Source organism: Myxococcota bacterium, from assembly GCA_041389495.1.
Lineage (GTDB): Bacteria > Myxococcota_A > UBA9160 > UBA9160 > UBA4427 > JAWKRT01.
The window spans coordinates 211,874-229,807 of sequence record JAWKRT010000002.1 but is presented as its reverse complement, the minus strand read 5'-3'; the positions used below and the strand labels follow the sequence as shown (position 1 = coordinate 229,807).

At 76.2% G+C, this 17,934-nt stretch carries 8 protein-coding genes and 1 pseudogene; 2 read left to right on the top strand and 7 right to left on the bottom strand.

The window, feature by feature from the left end; all coding sequences use genetic code 11:
• Positions 1 to 12: 12 nt before the first annotated feature.
• The 3 genes and pseudogenes from R3E88_11775 to R3E88_11765 form a co-directional block, all read right to left on the bottom strand.
• The gene (locus R3E88_11775) at positions 13 to 1,410 is read right to left on the bottom strand and encodes an MATE family efflux transporter (GenBank protein ID MEZ4217149.1); all 1,398 of its coding nucleotides are present in this window, start codon (positions 1,408 to 1,410) and stop codon (positions 13 to 15) included.
• A 51-nt stretch (positions 1,411 to 1,461) separates the two neighbouring features.
• On the bottom strand, positions 1,462 to 3,444 hold the full coding sequence (locus R3E88_11770; GenBank protein MEZ4217148.1) for an ATP-dependent DNA helicase RecQ: 1,983 nt from the start codon (positions 3,442 to 3,444) through the stop codon (positions 1,462 to 1,464).
• A 718-nt stretch (positions 3,445 to 4,162) separates the two neighbouring features.
• Positions 4,163 to 6,085, bottom strand: a pseudogene (locus tag R3E88_11765) (DNA topoisomerase 3).
• 397 nt (positions 6,086 to 6,482) lie between these two features.
• On the opposite strand from R3E88_11765, the gene R3E88_11760 reads away from it, so the two are divergent.
• Together R3E88_11760 and R3E88_11755 are read left to right on the top strand one after the other, a co-directional pair.
• Entirely contained in the window at positions 6,483 to 8,819 is a 2,337-nt protein-coding gene (locus tag R3E88_11760) for a thioredoxin family protein (protein MEZ4217147.1), read from the top strand.
• 164 nt (positions 8,820 to 8,983) lie between these two features.
• Complete coding sequence (locus R3E88_11755; GenBank protein ID MEZ4217146.1) at positions 8,984 to 9,235, top strand: hypothetical protein; 252 nt, start codon at positions 8,984 to 8,986, stop codon at positions 9,233 to 9,235.
• On the opposite strand, the gene R3E88_11750 is transcribed toward R3E88_11755, so the two are convergent.
• The 4 genes from R3E88_11750 to R3E88_11735 all read right to left on the bottom strand — a co-directional run bounded on the left by R3E88_11750 (position 9,210) and on the right by R3E88_11735 (position 17,757).
• On the bottom strand, positions 9,210 to 10,016 hold the full coding sequence (locus tag R3E88_11750; protein ID MEZ4217145.1) for an SDR family NAD(P)-dependent oxidoreductase: 807 nt from the start codon (positions 10,014 to 10,016) through the stop codon (positions 9,210 to 9,212). The two genes, R3E88_11755 and R3E88_11750, sit on opposite strands and share 26 nt — an antisense overlap.
• Before the next feature lie 66 nt (positions 10,017 to 10,082).
• Positions 10,083 to 14,714: a protein kinase gene (locus R3E88_11745; GenBank protein MEZ4217144.1), complete on the bottom strand. Its 4,632-nt coding sequence runs from the start codon at positions 14,712 to 14,714 to the stop codon at positions 10,083 to 10,085.
• A gap of 88 nt (positions 14,715 to 14,802) precedes the next feature.
• Positions 14,803 to 16,092, bottom strand: coding sequence for a hypothetical protein (locus R3E88_11740; protein MEZ4217143.1), 1,290 nt, complete (start codon positions 16,090 to 16,092; stop codon positions 14,803 to 14,805).
• Between the two features lie 114 nt (positions 16,093 to 16,206).
• Positions 16,207 to 17,757, bottom strand: a complete 1,551-nt coding sequence (locus R3E88_11735; GenBank protein MEZ4217142.1) for an AlkA N-terminal domain-containing protein — start codon at positions 17,755 to 17,757, stop codon at positions 16,207 to 16,209.
• Positions 17,758 to 17,934: the final 177 nt, after the last annotated feature.

Sequence of the window (17,934 nt, the reverse complement as noted above, 5' to 3'; positions counted from 1 at the left end):
CGTCGCCGGACGCTAGGCGCGCTCGCCCTCGAGCACCGTCAGCGAGCCCGGCGCGAGGCTCGCCGGCCCGCGCACGCGGATCCACGCGACGAGCGACACCGCGACGACGGCGAGGCCGAGCGCCATGCCCCACCAGATGCCCTCGAGCGAGTCGCGCTTCACGCCGAGCACCCACGCGATCGGGAGGGCGAGCAGCCAGTAGCCGATGCCGTTGATCACCGCGGCCGGCGTCGTCCGCCCCATGCCGCGCAGCACGCCGCAGCCGACGGCCTGCGTGCCGTCGAACACCTGGAAGGCCGCGGCGATCGGGAGGATGGCGGCGGCGAGCGCCACGACCTCGGCGTCGCGGGTGTAGAGGAGCGGGAGCACGTCGCGCAGCGCGACGAACGCGACGGCCGAGACGGTCATCACGCCCGCACCCATCGACATCGCGACGCGCGCCGATCGCTGCGCCTCCTGCGACCGGCCGGCGCCGAGCAGGTTGCCGACGCGCGTCGTCGCCGCCACCGCGACGCCGAGCGCGAGCATGAACGAGAGCGACGCCATGCCGATCGCGACGCCGTGCGCGGCCGCCGACGTCGCCCCCATCGTGCCCGCGAGCAGCATCGCCAGGTTGAAGGCCCACATCTCGGTGCCGACCTGGATCGCGATCGGCACGCCGATCGCGACGATCGCGCGCAGGCCCGCCGGGTCGAGCGCGCGGCGCGTCCAGGGCTCCCACGCGCCCGCGTGCAGGTCGAAGCCGCGGATCCACGCGACGAGCAGCAGCAACGTGAAGATGCGCGTCGTCGTCGTCGCGATGCCGGCGCCGAGGATGCCGAGCTCGGGGAAGCCGAGGTTCCCGTAGATCAGCACCCAGTTCGCGAGCGCGTTGACGAGGTTCGCGATCGCCGTCGCGTACATCGCCGGGCGCACGATCTCGCGCCCCTGCAGGAAGGAGCGCGCCACGCTCGCGAGCAGGAAGGCGGGAATGCCGGGAATCAGCGCGAGCGCGTACGTGTGCGCGAGCGGCGCGAGCCGCGGCTCCTGCCCGAGCAGCACGAACAGGTCGCCCATGAAGAGCCACGCGACGCCGATCGGAACCGACAGCACGAGCGAGAGCACCGCGCCGCGCTGCGCGGCGAGGCCCGCGCGCCACCCCTGCCCCGCGCCGTGCGCCTGCGCGATCAGCGGGTCGAGCCCGAACAGGACGCCGTTCGCGAACATGAGCGTGCCGAACACGATCGAGTTCGCGGTGACGGCGGCCGCCATCGCGTCCGTCGAGTAGTGGCCGAGCATCACCGTGTCGACGAAGCCCATCAGCATGCCGAGCAGCTGGGCGAGCGCGGTCGGCAGCGCGAGCTGCAGCAGGCGGCGCAGCTCCTCGCGGTTCGTGCGCGCGACGAACACGACGGGTTCGGGCGTCGGCATGGCGTGCGACTCGCCGCCCGCGCGGCGCGCGCGTGCGACTCCGGGGGCGCTTCAGGATCGCTTCAGGATCGAGAGGAGGCGCGCAGCATACTTGCGCGCGAGCGCCGGGCCCACCCCCTTCACCGCGAGCAGCTCGTCCTCGTCGGACGGCCGCGCCTCGGCGAGCGCGAGCAGCACGCTGTTGGGGAAGATCCGGAAGGCGGGAATCCGGCGCGCCTTCGCCTCCGCGAGCCGCCACTCGCGCAGCGCCTCGACGACGCGCGGATCGGCCGTCGAGTCGCCGTCGAGCTCGACGCCGCCGCGCGCGCCGCCCGACCCGCCGCGCGCCGCCCGCGTGCCGCCCGACCCGCCGCTCGACGCGCCGCTCCTGCGCCGGCGGGGCGCGGGCTTCGCCTCCTCGACGACGCGCAGGGCGCCGAGCTCGCCGCCCTGCGCGCCCGCGCCCTCCTCGGTGAGCGCGAGCCGGCGATAGCGGATCGTCTCGCCGCCCCGCTCGAAGCTCGCCTCCTCCTCCTCGACGAGCCCCGCGCGCGCGAGCGCGGCGACGAGCGCGTCGAAGTCGCGCCGCGGGAAGTCGCGCCCGAGCGACTCCTCGAGGAGCCGCCCGGCGGCGAGCCCGCGCGGCGCGGCCGCGAGCGCCTTCAGCACGCTCGCCATCGCGCCGCGCTCGCTCGCCGTCGCGTCGCGCAGCGGCAGCGCCGACGCGCTCTCTGCATCGCAGACGTCGCACGTCCCGCACGGCGCGCCGCCGTCGGACTGGTCGCCGAAGTGGCGCACGAGGTGGAGCATCCGGCAGCCGCGGCTCTCCGCATAACGAGACACGAGGTCGAGCTGCGCGCGCTTGTGGTCGCGCTGCTCGCGGTAGCGCTCGCGCCAGTCGGTCGCACCGCCGCGCGTCGCCTCCTCGCCCGGGTCGACGTTCGCGCCGCCGTGCACCCAGAGCTTCTCGAGCGCCTTCTCGAGCAGGTCGCCGTCGAGACCCGTGCGCGCCGCGAGCGCGGACGTCGACTGGGGCGCGTCGCCGAGCGCGGCGTGCACGCGCTCGAGCACGGATTCCTCGGGATAGTCGCGGTCGAGGAACCACTCGTGCGTGCGGCGGTCGTTCCAGCCGTGGAAGAGCACGGCGCGCGAAGGCCCGCCGTCGCGGCCCGCGCGGCCGATCTCCTGGTAGTAGCCCTCGATGCTCGCGGGCAGCGCCGTGTGCACGACGGTGCGGACGTCGGCCTTGTCGATGCCCATGCCGAACGCGATCGTCGCGACGATCACGTCGAGCTCGCCGCCGAGGAAGGCCTCCTGTACGGCGTCGCGCTTCGCCGCGGGGAGCCCCGCGTGGTAGACGGCCGCCGGCAGCCGCTTCGCGAGCGTCGCAGCGAGCGCCTCGGCCTTCTTGCGCGTCGGCGCGTAGACGATCGCCGGGCGCCGCTGCGGATCGGCGAGCAGCTTCGCCGCGGCCGCGTCGCGCGCGCCGGGGCGCAGCGGCACGAGCTCGATCGCGATGTTGGTGCGCCGGAAGCCGTGGATGTAGCGGTGCGCGTCCGGCATCCCGAGCTGCTCGACGATGTCGCGCTGCACGACGGGCGTCGCCGTCGCGGTGAGCGCGACGACGGGTGCGGGGCGCAGCCGCGGCAGGCGCTCGCCGAGCATGCGGTAGTCGGGCCGGAAGTCGTGTCCCCACTGCGAGATGCAGTGCGCCTCGTCGACCGCGACGAGCGCGGGCGCGCGCCGTGCGAGCTCGTCGACGAAGCCCGGCACGGCGAGCCGCTCGGGGGCGACGAACAGGAAGTCGAGCTCGCCCTCCGCGTACGCGCGCATCACGTCGCGCGTCTCGCCGCGCCGCCCCGAGTGCACGCGCTCGGCGCGCAGCCCGCGCGCGCGCAGCTGCGCGACCTGGTCCTCCATCAGCGCGATCAGCGGGCTCACGACGAGCGTCGTGCCCGCGCGCGCGAGCCCGGGCAGCTGGTAGCAGAGCGACTTGCCCGCGCCCGTCGGCATGACGAGCAGCGCGTCCTCGCCGCGCACGAGCGCGCGACACACCTCCTCCTGGTGCGGGCGGAACGCCGAGAACCCGAACGTGCGCTCGAGCAGCGCGCCGAGCGCGCGCTCGCCCGTCGGCGCGCGCGCGAAGCCCGTCCGCGCGTCGGGCGCGCGCGGCGCGGACGCGCCGCCCGGCGACGACGCGGATGCCGCGGCCCGCGGGCGCGGCCCGCGCGGCCTTCGGCGCGCGACGCGCGTCGCCGCTCGCCGCGGGCGCGGGCGCGGATGCGGGCGCGGATGCGGATGCGGATGCGGGCGCGGATGCGGGCGCGAGGTCGAAGAGCGGCAGCGTGTCGCCGCCGGACGGGCGCGCCGGCCCGCGGCCGGGCGCGCGCCGCCGCGCTCGTCCGGCGCGGGCGCGCGGCGCGCCTGCGGCGCCGGCTTCGGCGCGGGGCCGCGCCGCGGGCGGGAGGTCGTCGCCGAACACGGCGAAGCCCGCTTCGCCGGCGCCGGGGTCGTCGTCCGCGCGCGGCGCGTGCGCGTCGTCGGGCAGCGGCACGTCGTCGAAGGGATCGTCGGGCGGCGAGTTCGACGCGACGCCGATGCGCGCCGGCGCGGCGCGCCGCGGTGCCCCCGACGCGCGCGCCGCAGCGGTCGCCGTGGTCGCCGTGGCCGCCGGTGCACGCGAGGGCGCGCGGCCGTCGGCGCGCGAGCGCGCCGCGGCCGCGTGCGGGCGGGCGCCTCGGCGCGCGCGCCGCCCCGCCGCGAGCCGCACGTCGCGACAGCGCTCGGTCACGAACGCCTCGATGCCGCGCATGAAGTCGGCGAGCGCGAGCTCGCCGCGCTCGACCGCGGCGAGCTGCGACTCGAAGCGGCCCGTGAGCGCCGGGCTCTTCACGTCCTCGTGCACGGCGTCGACGAGCGCGAGCCCCTTCGGCGTGACGCGCAGCGCCTTCGCGTCGCGCTCGACGTAGCCGCGCTCGAGCAGCGTCTCGATGATGGCCGCGCGCGTCGCGGGAGTTCCGAGGCCGGACTCGCGCATCGCCTCCGCGAGCGCCTCGTCGTCGAGCGTGCGACCCGCCGTCTCCATCGCCGTGAGCAGCGTCGCCTCCGTGAAGCGGCGCGGCGGCTGCGTGCGCTTGCGCAGCGCCTCGACGTCGACGACGCGCTGCGCCTGGCCGCGCGTGAGCGCGGCCGGGATCCGCGGCGCCTCGTCCTCGGTCTCGCGCGCGCGACCGCGGCGCGCGGGCACGGGGTCGAGCCGCTTCCAGCCCTCGCGCAGCACGCGCGTGCCGCGGCTGCGGAAGCGGTCGACCGAAGCCGGCTCGCCCGTCCCGCCCGCGCCGTCGACACGCGTCACGACGACGGTCGACTCGAACACGTGGTCGTCGTGCCAGGCGGACAGCAGGCGGCGGCACACGAGGTCGTAGAGCTTCGCCTCGTCGGCGCCGAGCGACCGGCCCTCGGCCGACACGTCGGTCGGCAGGATCGCGTGGTGGTCGCGCACGCGCGCGTCGTCGACGAACCGCCGCCCGAGCGGGCGCTCGCCCGTTCCCGGCGCGACCGCGTCGCCGTAGGCGCCGGCGATGGCGCGCGCGATGCGCGGCAGCGTCTTCGCGACGTCGGCGGAGAGGTGGCGGCTGTCGGTGCGCGGATAGCTCAGCAGCTTGTGCCGCTCGTAGAGCGACTGCGCGGCCTCGAGCGTGCGCTTCGCGGAGAAGCCGAACAGGCGGTTCGCGTGTCGCTGCAGCTCGGTCAGGTCGTAGAGGAGCGGTGGCGCGAGGCGGCGCTCGCGCGACTCGATCGACTCGACGCGCGCCGCGCCGGCGCGCACGCGCGCCTCGATGCGCGCCGCCTCCTCGCCGTCCGCGGGCAGGCGCTGCGCGTCGCGCTGGCGCTCGTCCGCATCGGCGCCGTCGCCGGCCGCGGAGCGCGTCGACGGCGCATCGGGCGCGCCCGGCGCGTCGGGCCCGGAGCGGAACCACGTGCCGGCGTAGCGGAGCGCGGCGGCCGGCGTGCCGTCCGGCGGCGCGGCGGGCTCGAACGTCGCCTCGAGCTCGAGGTAGTCCTGCGGAACGAACGCCTCGATCTCGCGCTCGCGCGCCGCGAGCATCGCGAGCGTCGGCGTCTGCACGCGGCCCACCGAGAGCAGGTCGCCGTGCGCGACCGTGTAGGCGCGCGTCAGGTTCATGCCGACGAGCCAGTCGGCGCGGCTGCGCCCGCGCGCGGCGTCGGCGAGCGCGTCGTACGCGGCGCCGTCGCGCAGGCGCGCGAACCCCGCGCGGATCGCGTCCTCCGTGAGCGACGAGATCCACAGGCGCTGCACGGGCTTCGCGACGCCGAGATACTCGACGACGTAGCGGAAGATGAGCTCGCCCTCGCGGCCCGCGTCCGTCGCGCACACGATGCGCTCGACGTCGCGCTCGCGGAGCAGGCGCGCGACCGCGTCGAGCTGGTCGCGCGCGTTGCCGACGGGCTTGAGCTTCCAGCTCTCGGGGATCATCGGGAGCGACTCGGCGCGCCAGCGCTTCCAGTCCGCGCGCAGCTCGTGCGGCTCGCACAGGCCGACCAGGTGCCCGACGGCCCACGTGATCGCGAAGCCGCCGCCGCGCAGCACGCCGCGCTCGGCCGGCTTCGCGCCGAGCACGCGCGCGATGTCGCGCGCGACCGAGGGCTTCTCGGCGACGATCGCGACCGTCACGCCGCAGCCTCGGGCGGGCGGAGCGCGCGGCGGGGCCCGAGCGGGCCTGCGCGCCGCCGCGGGGCGCTCGCGCGCGGTCGACGGGCGGTGGGTGTGGCGGGCATGGAGCCCGCAAGGTACACGCAGGAGCGGCGCGGCGAGCCGTCGCGGCGCGATCGCTCGCGCGCGGGCGCGAACGCCGCGCGCGCGTCCCGAGCACGCGGGAAGCGAGCGAGCGGGCGGCGCGAGGTGTGCAGGAAGGTCGCGGCGGCGGAGCGCGAGCGCGCGGCGCGTGCGAGCGCGCGCGACCGGCGAACCGCAGCGGCTTCAGATCCATCCGAGAACGGGCGACACGGGAGGTCGCCGCGAAGCCCGCCGCGCCGCGCACCGCCCCGCATCCGAGCTCCGGAGGATCCGCGTGAGACGCAGCCGGCTCGCCGCCCCCGTCCGACCCCCTTCGCTGCGCGCGCCCTCGGCGCGCGCCCGCGTGGCGGCCGCGCTGCTCGCGGCCGCCGCCTGTGCACTCGCCTCCACGCCGGCCGCCGCCCGTGCCGCCGCGAGCCCGCCCGGTGTCGTCGGCGAGGGCGGCTTCGACGGCCAGGAGATGCGCGTCGAAGCGCGCCTCCTCGTCGACGCCGAGCGCGTCGCGCCGGGCGACGCACTGCGCGTCGGCGTGCTCTTCGACCTCGATCCCGGCTGGCACATCTACTGGCGCAGCCCCGGCGACGCCGGGCTCCCGACCGAGCTCGACTGGCGCGCGCCGGGCCTCGACGTCGGCCCGACGAAGTGGGTGACGCCGCGCGCGTTCTCCGAGTCCGACGGACTGATCACGACGTACGGCTACGAGGGCCGCGTGCTCCTGCACAGCGACGCGCGCGTCGCGCCCGACGCGGCGGGCGCGCTCCACATCGACGTCACCGCGACCTTCCTCGTCTGCGAGATCGCGTGCGTGCCGGGCGAGATCTCGCTCGCGCGCGACGTCGAGGTCGGCGCGGGGCGGACGCCCGCCGACGCGCGCACGCTCGCGCTCTTCGACGCGGCCGCGGCCGATGCGCCGCGCCCGCTCGCCGCGCTCGGGCTCGAGGCGCAGGCGCTGCTCTCGCAGAGCGCGATCCGCCCGCGCGACGCGTTCGAGGCCGCCGTCGCGATCGGCTGCCAGGGGCGCGCGGGCTGCACGCCGCCCGAGTCGGCGGCCGAGGAGCTCGGCTGGGGCTTCATTCCCGACCTCGTCGAGGGCGTCGAGCTGCGCGCGACGGGCGTGCGCGCCCATCCCTTCTCGCGCGGCGACCTGCTCGTCGAGCTCGAGGGGCTCGCGGGCGCGGCCGCGCCCGAGGGCCCGCAGCAGCTCGGCGGCGTCGCCGCGCTGCGCGACCCGTCGACCGGGCGCGCGATCGCCGTCGAGCTCGCGCTGCCCTTCCCGCGCGCCGAGGCCGGCGCCGCGGTCGCCGCGATCGGGACGCCGTGGCGCGATGCCGCCGCGAGCGACGCCGCGGCGACGGGCGTCGCGCCCGCGCGCGTGCCGCTCGGGCTCGCCATCCTCTACGCGCTGCTCGGCGGGCTCGTGCTGAACCTCATGCCCTGCGTGCTTCCCGTGCTCGCGATCAAGGTCTTCGCGGTCACCGAGCTCGCGCACCGCCACCACCGCGAGGTGCTCGCGCACGGCGCCGCCTACGCCGCCGGCGTCGTCGGCTCGATGGTCGCGCTCGCGCTCGCGGTGATCGCGCTGCGCGCGGGCGGCGAGACGATCGGCTGGGGCTTCCAGTTCCAGGAGCCCGTGTTCGTCGCCTCGATCAGCGTCGTGCTCGTCGCGTTCGCGCTGAACCTGTTCGGCGTGTTCGAGATCTTCGCGCCGACCGGCGCGCTCGCCGACGTCGGCACGCACGGAACCGCCACGCGGCGCAGCTTCTTCGAGGGGCTGCTCGCCGTCGTGCTCGCGACGCCGTGCTCGGCGCCCTTCCTCGGCACGGCCGTCGGCTTCGCGTTCGCCGCGAGCCCGCTCGTGATCGTCGCGATCTTCGCGTCGATCGGCATCGGGCTCGCGCTGCCGTTCGTGCTCGTCACGCTCGTGCCGACGTGGGCGCGCTTCCTGCCGCGGCCGGGCGCGTGGATGGTGACGCTGCGCAGCGCGCTCGGCTTCGCGGTGCTCGCGCCGGTCGTGTGGCTCGTGTCGATCGTCGGCCGCCTCGCGGGCGTCGACGCCGTCGTCGCGCTGCTCGCGCTGCTCGTCGCCGTCGCGTTCGTCGCGTGGGCGTTCGGGCGGCTGCAGGCCGCGGGGCGCGCGCTGCCCGCTCGCGCGCTCGCGATCGCGGGCGTGCTCGCCGCCGTCGTCGCGCTCCCGCGCATGCCGTTCGACGCGGCGCCCGCGGCCGCGAGCCCCGCCGACGCCGCGAGTGCGCACGGCGCCGAGGCGTGGTCGCGCGACGCGCTCGATCGCGCGCTCGCGAGCGGCCGCCCCGTCTTCGTCTACTTCACCGCGGACTGGTGCATCACGTGCAAGGTCAACGAGGCGGGCACACTCGAGAGCGGCGCCGTGCGCGACGCCGTGGCCGAGCTCGGCGTCGCCGTGCTCGAGGGCGACTGGACGCATCGCAGCACGGCGATCGCCGAGGAGCTCGCGCGCTTCGGGAAGGCGGGCGTCCCGATGTACCTCGTCTACGACCCGCGCAAGCCGCAGGCGCCCGTCCTGCTGCCCGAGCTGCTGACGCCGGGCCTCGTCGTCGACGCGCTCCGCGCCGCCGCTCCGCCGCGCGCGTAGCCGCCGGGGCGACCTCCGAAGCGCGGAGCGCGGCCGCGCTTCCCGCCGCTTCCCCCGGCTCACGTCCGAGATGCGGCTCGCGATTCCACCTCAAGACACGTCCGGCAAAGCACCGATAGGGCTCGCGAGCTCGCGCCCACCCCACCGAGAGAGCCGCTGCCCGGATGCCCCCCGTCGCCGACGACCCCGCGGCCCACGCGCCGAGCCCGACGTCCCGCCCGCGCGCGGGGCTGCGCCTCGCGGCGTCGACGCTGTGCATGATCGCGCTGACGGGTTGGGCGGGCGCGCTGCCGCGCGGCGAGGCGGCGGCGGTGTTCGTCGCCGCGGGGCTCGTCGGCATCGCGGCGTTCCCGGCGCTCGTTCCGCGCCGCGTCGCGCCGCACCCGCCGGCTACACGAGACCCATCTTCTCCGTGACCCCGATCGACTTGCCGGCCGTGTAGCCGCCGTCGACGGCGAGCGCCTGTCCCGTCACGAAGCTCGCGTCGTCGGACGCGAAGAAGAGCGCCGCACCGGCGATCTCCTCGGGCTTCCCGAAGCGACCGAGCTTGTGCTGGAAGCGCGTGCGCTCGCGCTGCTCGGCCATCGCCTCGAGATCGAAGATGCTGCGGAAGAGCGGCGTGTCGATGAAGCCGGGGCAGATGGCGTTCGCGCGGATGCCGATGCGGCCGTAGTCCATCGCCACGTTCTTCGTGAAGAGGACGACGCCTCCCTTCGAGGCGTTGTACGCGCTGCCGCCCTCCGCCGCCTCGAGCCCCTCGACGCTCGCGACCGTGACGATCGAGCCCGAGCGCTGGCGGATCATGTGCGGGAGCGCGGCCTTGCACGTGAGATAGGTGCCCTTCAGGTTGATCGCGAGCACGCGATCCCACTCGTCGCCGGGAATCAGGTGGGCGGGGCCGCCCGCCGCGACGCCGGCCGCGGTGACGACGACGTCGAGCGCGCCGTGCTCGGCGACGATCTCGTCGGCGGCGCGCCGCTGCGCGTCCTCGTCGCGCACGTCGGCGCACACGAGCTTCGCGGCGCCGTCGAAGCTGCGCTTCCAGTCCTCGGTCTCGTGGAGGTCGAGCCCGACGACGGTCGCGCCCTCGGCCGTGAAGCGCTGCGCGCACGCGAGCCCGATGCCCGAGGCCGCGCCCGTGACCCACGCGACCTTGCCCTCGAGCCGTCCCGTGCCTGCGTGAAGTGAAGCCGCCATGTCGCCCTCCGCGTCGCGCTGCCGGAGCAGCGGGCGCGCAGTCTACATGGAGGCCCGCGTCGCGTGTCAGCCCTTCGCGCCGCTCTCGATCCAGGCCTGGAAGACGCGCCCGACCTCGGCGGCGGTCTGGATGCGGTCGGCCGGATCCTTCGCCATGAGCGCGAGGATCGTCTCGGCGAAGGCGTCGGGGATGTCGGCGACGAGGCCGCGCGGATCGGGCGGTGCGGTGTGGCGGTGATGATAGGTGACGTCGCCCTTGGCGAACGGCACCGCGCCCGTGAGCAGCTGGAAGAGCGTGACGCCGAACGCGTAGAGGTCGGCGCGGTGGTCGACGTTCTCGCCCGTCGCCTGCTCGGGCGCCATGTAGTACGGCGTCCCGCCGATCACGGTCGCGCCGCGGCGCACCTCCTCGACCATCTTCGCCAGACCGAAGTCCATGATCTTCACGATCTTGTCCTTCGTGAAGAACAGGTTCGCGGTCTTGATGTCGCGGTGGATGATCTTGTTGCGGTGCGCGTAGTCGAGGCCCGCCGCGATCTGCGTCGCGAGGCGCGCGACGATCGCGGGCTTGATCGCGCCGTGCTTCTTGAGGATCGCGTCGAGCGGCGTCCCCTCCATGAACTCCATCGAGATGAAGTACGTGCCGTTCTCCTGGCCGGCGTCGTAGATCGTCACGATGTTGGGGTGGTTGAGCGCCGCGGCCGAGCGCGCCTCGCGCTCGAAGAACTGCACGGCCGTCGGGTGGTCCTTCAGGTTCTCGGTGAGCTGCTTCAGCGCGACGACGCGGCCGAGGTGCTTGTCGCGCGCCTTGAACACGACGCCCATGCCACCGCGACCGAGCTCCTGGATCACCTCGTAGCGGCTCTCGGCGACGGTCGGCGCCACGGCGGGCGCGGCCGCGGGTGCGGCGGCCGTCGCGAGCTGCGTGGCGGCGGCCGTCTCGATGCGCCCCTTCTCCTTGCGCAGCGCCTCGATGCGCGTGTTCGCCTCGGGCCGCGTGAGGTCGCGGCGCCGCACGGCTTCCCAGGCGGCGAGCGCCTCGTCGACGCGACCGAGCTCTTCGAGCATCTCCGCATAGCGCTGGTGCAGGTCGATCGGGCAGCTGTCCTCGCCGCCGAGCGCGATCGCCTCCTCGATCTTCGCCGCCGCGACGTCGAGCTCGCCCTTGTCGATCAGGACGCGCGCGAGCAGCCGGCACACCTCGGTGTAGTTGAGGTGGCGCTTGTCGCACTGCTGGAAGTCGTAGACGGCGCGGTCGAGCTGACCGGCGTCGTAGGCGACGCGTCCGGCCTCGAGGTAGTCCGACGTCTTCTCGAGCAGCTCGATCACCTTCTCGATCTCGCCGAGCTCGCGGTAGCACTCCATCGCGTTCTCGTAGTCGTACGCGGCCTCGTAGGCGCGGGCCGCGGCGGCCCGGTCGCCCGCGCGCTCGTACTGCTGGGCGGCCATCGCGAAGTCGCCGGCCTGCTCGTAGAGCTCGCCGGAGCCGGCCTCGTCGGGCGCGTGCGCGGCGCGCAGGCGCGCGGCCTCGTCGTGCTGGCCGGCCGCCTCGAGCTCGCGCGTCGCCTCGGCGACGCGACCGGTGCGCGTCAGCCAGCGCGCGCGGATCTCGTGCGCGATGCCCTCCTGGCCGGCGCGCTCGAGCGCGTCGGCCGCCGCGGCGTAGTCGCCCTCGAGGTAGTGCATGGCCGCCGGCGGACAGCCCGTGAAGTAGACCTCGTGCTCGCGCGACAGATCGACCTCGATCGTCTGCGGGTCGAAGCTCACGACGGTGATCGTGCGCTCGGCGACGCGGTTGCGGTCGCTGACGACGATCGTGTGCTCGCCCTCGCCGAGGTAGAGGAAGGCCGACTCCTCCTTCAGGTAGCGCGTCAGGTTCCGGCGGCCGGCGACCGTCACGATCGCCTGCTTCGCCCGCTCCTTCCCGTCGAAGACCGAGACCTGGATCGCGGCCTCGTTCGGCGCGAGGTCGAACTCGACCTCGGTCGTCCGCCCGCGCGTCACCACCACCTGCTGCGACTCGAGGAAGTTCCCGACGAGCTCGTCGGTCGCGTGGTCGAGGAGCGGCCCGCGCAGCGTCACGTAGAAGGCGCGGCGGCGCGCCGGGATCATGTTGAAGACGGTGGGCTTGTCGGGGTCGAGCGGCCGCTCGTAGCGGTTGAGGCTCTTGAGCGACTTCTCGATGCGGTAGCGCGCCGACCCGTTCGCGGGCTCCGTCACCTCCTTGAGCTTGCGCGGGGTCTTCGACAGCGAGATGGAGAAGAGCGCCTTCGTCTTCGGCGGGAGCTTCACCCGCACGACGACGCGGCCCCAGCCGCGCGCGAACGGGTAGACGACGAGCGCGACGAAGAGCGCGTAGATCGCGAGCGCGCGCAGGTTCAGCGACGCGTAGGCCGCCACGCCGTCCGGGATGCACGCGACGTTCGACAGCGCGGCCGCCTCGGCCTCGTCGCTGCCCTCGAGCAGGCGCACCTCGACCTCGTAGAAGTCGGTCGTCCCGCACACGGTCATGTCGCGCGTGCCGCGCTCGCGGCGCGCGATGCGCGCGACGAAGACGGCATCCGTGGCGAGGCCGATGTTGAGGTCGGCGATCGCGCCCGCCCGCAGCGAGGCGGGCGAGTCGAACTCGAGCGCGTCCTCGGCGAGCGGGACCAGGTAGTCCTCGATGCGCGGCGTCGCGACGACCCCGTGCGACGCGCCGATCGCGTCGAGCAGCTCGGCCTCGATCGCGTCGACGTCGGCGACGAAGGGCCAGAGCCACTGCCGCGCCTCGCCCATCGCGTCGCGCTCCTCTGCGACGCCGAGCAGCGCGACGCGCTCGCGCGGCCGGCCGAAGCTGTGGACGAGCGCGGCGAAGCGCTCCGAGATCGGACGCGAGGCGTCGAGGTCGGCCTCGTTGCGCACCGCGACCTCGCTCTTCGCGTCGATCCCGTCGAGCCAGTCCTGCTCGAGCGCGAGCGCGACGGCGCGCTGCTCGGAGGCCGCCTTCGCGTCGCCGGTGAGCTCGTAGGTCGTGGCCAGGTCGGTGCGGATCGCGGCGTCGACCGGGTCGAGATCGACCGCGCCCTCGAGCGTGAGTCGGGCCGCTTCGGGCTGGCCGAGCTCGCGCTGCACGGCCGCCATCTCGCGCAGGTCCTCCGGCTCGGCGCCCCCCAGCTCGACGGCGCGATCGAAGTACTCGAGCGACCGCTTCGCGTCGCCGCGCTGGTGGAGCAGCTTCGCGAGCGCGCGCGCCGCGCGCGGGTCGTCGGGCGAGAGCGCGGCCGCGTTCTCGATGTACGGCAGCGCGGAGTCGCTCCGCTGCGCGTCGGCGTAGAGCTCGCCGAGCTCGCGCAGCGTCACCGAGTCGCTGTCGTCGAGCCCGAGCGCCTCGTTGTAGCGTTGATAGGCGGCCTCGACCTCGCCGGCCACGCGGTGCGCCTTCGCGAGCGCACGCAGCCGCGGCGACGTCGCGCCGTCGACCTCGATCGAGCGCTCGAGCGCGGCGCGCGCGGCGAGGTGGTCGCCGACGATCGAGTGCGCACCGGCGGCGCGCTCGGCCGCGACGCCCTCCACGTTCGCGTCGGCCTCGACCGCGCTCTCGTAGTAGAGCTGCGCCGCGTCGACGTCGAGTCGCGCCGACGCGCGATCGCCCGCGTCGAGCAGGACGGCGGCCCGCTCGCCGGCGTCGGGCGTGAGGCGCGCGAGCTCGAGCTTCGCGTCGATGTCGTCGGGCTCCGCCTCGACGGCGCGTTCGAGCGCGCGCACGGCGTTCGCCGTGTCGCCGGCCTGCTCGAGCACCTTCGCGATGCCGCGCTGCGCGTCCGCGTCGGACGCGTCGAGACGCGTCGCCGTCTCGAAGAACGTGCGCGCGCTGTCGGCGTCGCCGAGCGCAGAGGCGACCTCGCCCGCCGCGACGAGCGTGTCGACGCGCGCGGGCTTCGCGCCGCTCACCTGCGCGCGCGCCTCGCCCTCGATCTGGTCCCACACCGCCGCGGCGTCGCCCGTCGCCGCGAGGATGCGCGCCTTCTCGTGCAGCGGCGCCTTCGGGTGCTGGACCGCCGCCTCGATGCGCTCGCGCAGACGGCGCGCGGGCGCGGACGCCGCATCGCCGAGCTCCCGCCACGCATCTGCGGCGCGGCCGCGGTCGAACGCGGCGAGCGACCGCGTCATGGCCGCGAGGTCGGAGATCGGCACCGCCGGCACCGACGACGACGGAGTGGTCTCGGCCCCGACCAGCGTCGCGACCTGCGCGAGCGCCGCGCCACTCGCCTGCGCGATCTCGGTGACGGGACCCGTCGCGCGGCGCGCGCCGAGAAGCGCGGCCGAGTCGACGTCGTGGAGGCGGAAGACGGCCTCGGCCGTCCCGTCGCGCAGCCGCAGGTCGACGAGCAGTGCGCGCTCCGCGCCGACGCGACCGAGCGCCTCGAGCAACGCCTTCGTCGACCGGTTCTGGGCGGGGTGTTCCGCATCGCGCGGCGGCAGCGCGCGGCGCACCTCGAGTCCCGATCGGACCGGAACGCCCGACGCGCCGAGCTGGTCGCGCACCCACTCCGCGAAGCCCTCGTGCGCGCCCGCGAGCTCGGGCGACGCATTGCCCGCCGCGACGGCGATCGGCTCGGGAGCGGGCGGCGCTCCGGAGGCGGCGTCCTCTGCGAACGCGGGCGAGACGAATCCGAGCACGGCGAGCAGGAGCGCCGTTCCGACACCTCGAAGCACGGGCCTTCCCCCTCCGGCCGGTCGGGACGAAGTCGATCGTCGATGGATCGGGGGCCCGATCGGACTCCCGCGGGCTTCGATTGAGGGGTTAGATGGAGTGGATGGGCGGAGAGGACCGGGCCGCGCGGCCGGGCACCTCGAGCACGGCCAGCGTCTCGACGTGCTCGGTGAACGGGAAGAGCGCGAACGGCTCGAGGCTCGTCAGCGCGAGCCGGCCGCTCTCGAGCAGCACGGCGAGGTCGCGTTCGAGGCTGGTCACGCTGCAGCTCACGTAGGCGATCGCGGGCACGTCGCTCGCGGCGAGCGCCGCCGCGAGCGACGGCTCGAGACCGCGGCGCGGCGGGTCGACGATCGCGAGCTCGGCGCCGTCGAGCAGGCCGGGCGCCGAGCCCGCCGGCCCCGAGACCGAGCCCGCCGCCTCGCCCGCCGGCCCCGCGAGCACGCGCGCTCGCGCGGCGCCGGGGCCCTCGGGCTGCGCGTCGGCGATGCCGCGCGCGAGCCCGGCGAGGCCTGCCGGGCTCTGCTCGTTGAAGGCGACGTGCGCGCCGCGCGCGAGCAGCCCGAGACCGATGGCCCCGCAGCCCGCGTGCGCCTCTGCGATGCGCCGCGCGCCGCGTCGCGCGGCGAGCGCGTGCACGCGCTCGACGATCGCATCGGCGAGCGCGAGGTGGCTCTGGCCGAACGCCCCGGGCGGGAACCAGACGCGCGCGCCGCCGATCCGCTCGCACACCCATCCCGCCTCGTCCGGCAGCGCGCCGGCACCCGCCCGCGCGGGCGCCCCGGGCGCCGCGACGAGCCGCCAGTGCGGCCCGAGGATCGTGTTCGTGCGCGCGGGATTCCCGTTCCACCAGAGGCTGTGGAGGAGCTCTGCGGAGGCGAGGTCGTCGGCGAGGGCTGCGAGCAGGTCGACCGCCCGCGGCGTCGCTTCCAGCGTCGCGTCGTTCGTCACGACGACGACCTGCGCGCGCTGCGACGCGCGCTCGACGACGACCTGCAGCGCGCGCACGCAGCCGCGGTGCGGCGCGTCGGCGTAGGGCGGACATCCCGTCGCGCGGATCGCGCGCGCGAGCGCCTCGGCGGCGCGGTTCACGACCGGATGGTGGACCGGACAGCGCGGAATGTGGACGACGCGGTGCGTGCCGCGCTCGAAGATCCCGATGCGCGGCGCGCGCGCGCGACCTCGCACCATGAGACGCGCGCGGTGCCGATGCCCGACCGCGCCCGCCTCGCGCACGGGCGCGAGCGCGGCCCCCGCCTCGCGGGCGATGCGCGCGAGCGCGAGCGCCGGGCCGGGTGCGATCCCGGGCTCGCCGAGGCGCGGGCAGCCCGGGCACGGCGGGCGGTGCGAGCAGTCGACGCGGTCGGCGGTCGAGGACACGCGCGCACGGTAGGCCGCCCCGCGCGCGATCTCGACGCCGAGCGCCGCGCCGCGCGCTTCGGATGCGACCGCGCAGCGCGGGAGTCGAGGCCGCCGCGGCGCGGCGCCGCGAGGCTAGGTGGCGTCTCGCGCCGCGTCGCCCGCGAGCTGCCAGAGCGCGACCGCGGCGTAGGCGCGATACGGCCGCCACGCGGTCGACCGCTGCTCGACCTCGCGCGCGGTCGGGAGGCGCCTCGCGCCGGGAGGCGCGAGCGCGCGGCGCAGACCGAGATCCGACGCGGGGAACGCGTCGGGCTCGGCGAGCGCGCGCATCGCGACGTACTGCGCCGTCCAGTCGCCGACGCCCGGGATCGCGCGCAGCGCCTCGAGCGTGCGCTCGGGCGCCGCCGTGCCGTCGAGTGCGAGCGCGCCGTTCGCGACCGCGTCCGCGAGCCGGCGGATCGCGTCCGCGCGCGCCGCCGGGATCCCGATCGCCGCGACGTCGGCCGCGGCCACCGCCTCGGGACGCGGGAAGAGCCGGTCGACGCGCGCAGCGGCGAGGTCGGCCTCGTCGACGTCCGCGGCGCGGGGTGCGCGAGGAGGCGGCGCGACGCCCCCTTCGATCGGCTCGCCGAGCGCGCGCGCGAGTCGCCCGGCGAGCGTCGTCGCGCCCTTCACGGTCACCTGCTGGCCGAGGATCGCGCGCACCGCGAGCTCGAACCCGCTCCACGCGCCCGGCACCCGCAGGCCGGGGTGCCGGCGCAGCGCGCGCCGCAGGAGCGCGTCGCGCCGGAGCCGCTCGGCGATCGAGGCAGGATCCGCGGCGAGATCGAAGAGCCTTCGGACGCGCTCCGCGAGGTCGAGCAGCGAGGGCGCGCGCGCCGTCGCCGCGGTCCGCAGCCGGACGGTCGCGACGAGCTGGCCGGCCGGGTCGTCGCACGCGACGTCGACGACGCCGACCGCGTCGCCGAGCGCGAAGCTCCGCGCATAGCATCCGCCGGCGACGCGCTCGACTCCGGGGGTCGCGCGCGCGGCCAGGTAGCCGAGCACGAACGGCCAGTCGTACGGGGCGCGGAAGCCGAGGCGGAGTGCGAACGGCGAGCCTTCGGCGCGCGGCTCGCCGGCGCGGCGCACGCGCGCGCGCAGCTCGCTCGGCGCGACGCCGTACGCGCGCCGCACCGCCTCGTTGAAGCGCCGCACGCTCGCATAGCCCGAGGCGTGCGCGACGTCGGTCATCGAGAGCCGCGTGCCGTCGATCAGGCGCTTCGCGAAGAGCAGGCGCCGCGCCTGCGCGACCGCGAGCGGCGAGGCGCCGACGTGCTCGAGGAACAGGCGCCGCAGGTGCCGCTCGCCGATGCCGAGCCGCGTCGCGAGCCCGCCGACGTTTCCCCGGTCGAGCGCCCCTTCCTCGATCAGCCGCAGCGCGCGGCGCACGGTCGACGACGTCCCGCACCACGCGGGGCTGCCGGGCGCCGCCTCCGGGCGACAGCGCAGGCACGGTCGGAGCCCGGCCTCGAACGCCGCGGCCGCGGTCGGGAAGAAGAGGCAGTTCTCGGGACGCGGACGCGCGGGGCAGACGGGCCGGCAGAAGATGCCCGTCGATCGGACGCCGACGAAGAAGCGGCCGTCGAAGCGCGCATCGCGCGCGCGCCACGCGCGAAGGCACGTCTCGCGGTCGAAGGGCATCGCCGCGGTCGTCGGGGCGCTCGCCGTCGCCATCGCCTGCGCACTCCGTCCGGGTCGCCGGGTCGCCACGCCGCCGCGGCGCCGCGGCGCACGCGGGCCTCGTCGCCGCGGCGCCGGCCGCGGTCTCGCGACGAGTAGCGCGCGCGGGCGGGCCCGACCGGTCGTTTCCGGACGTGA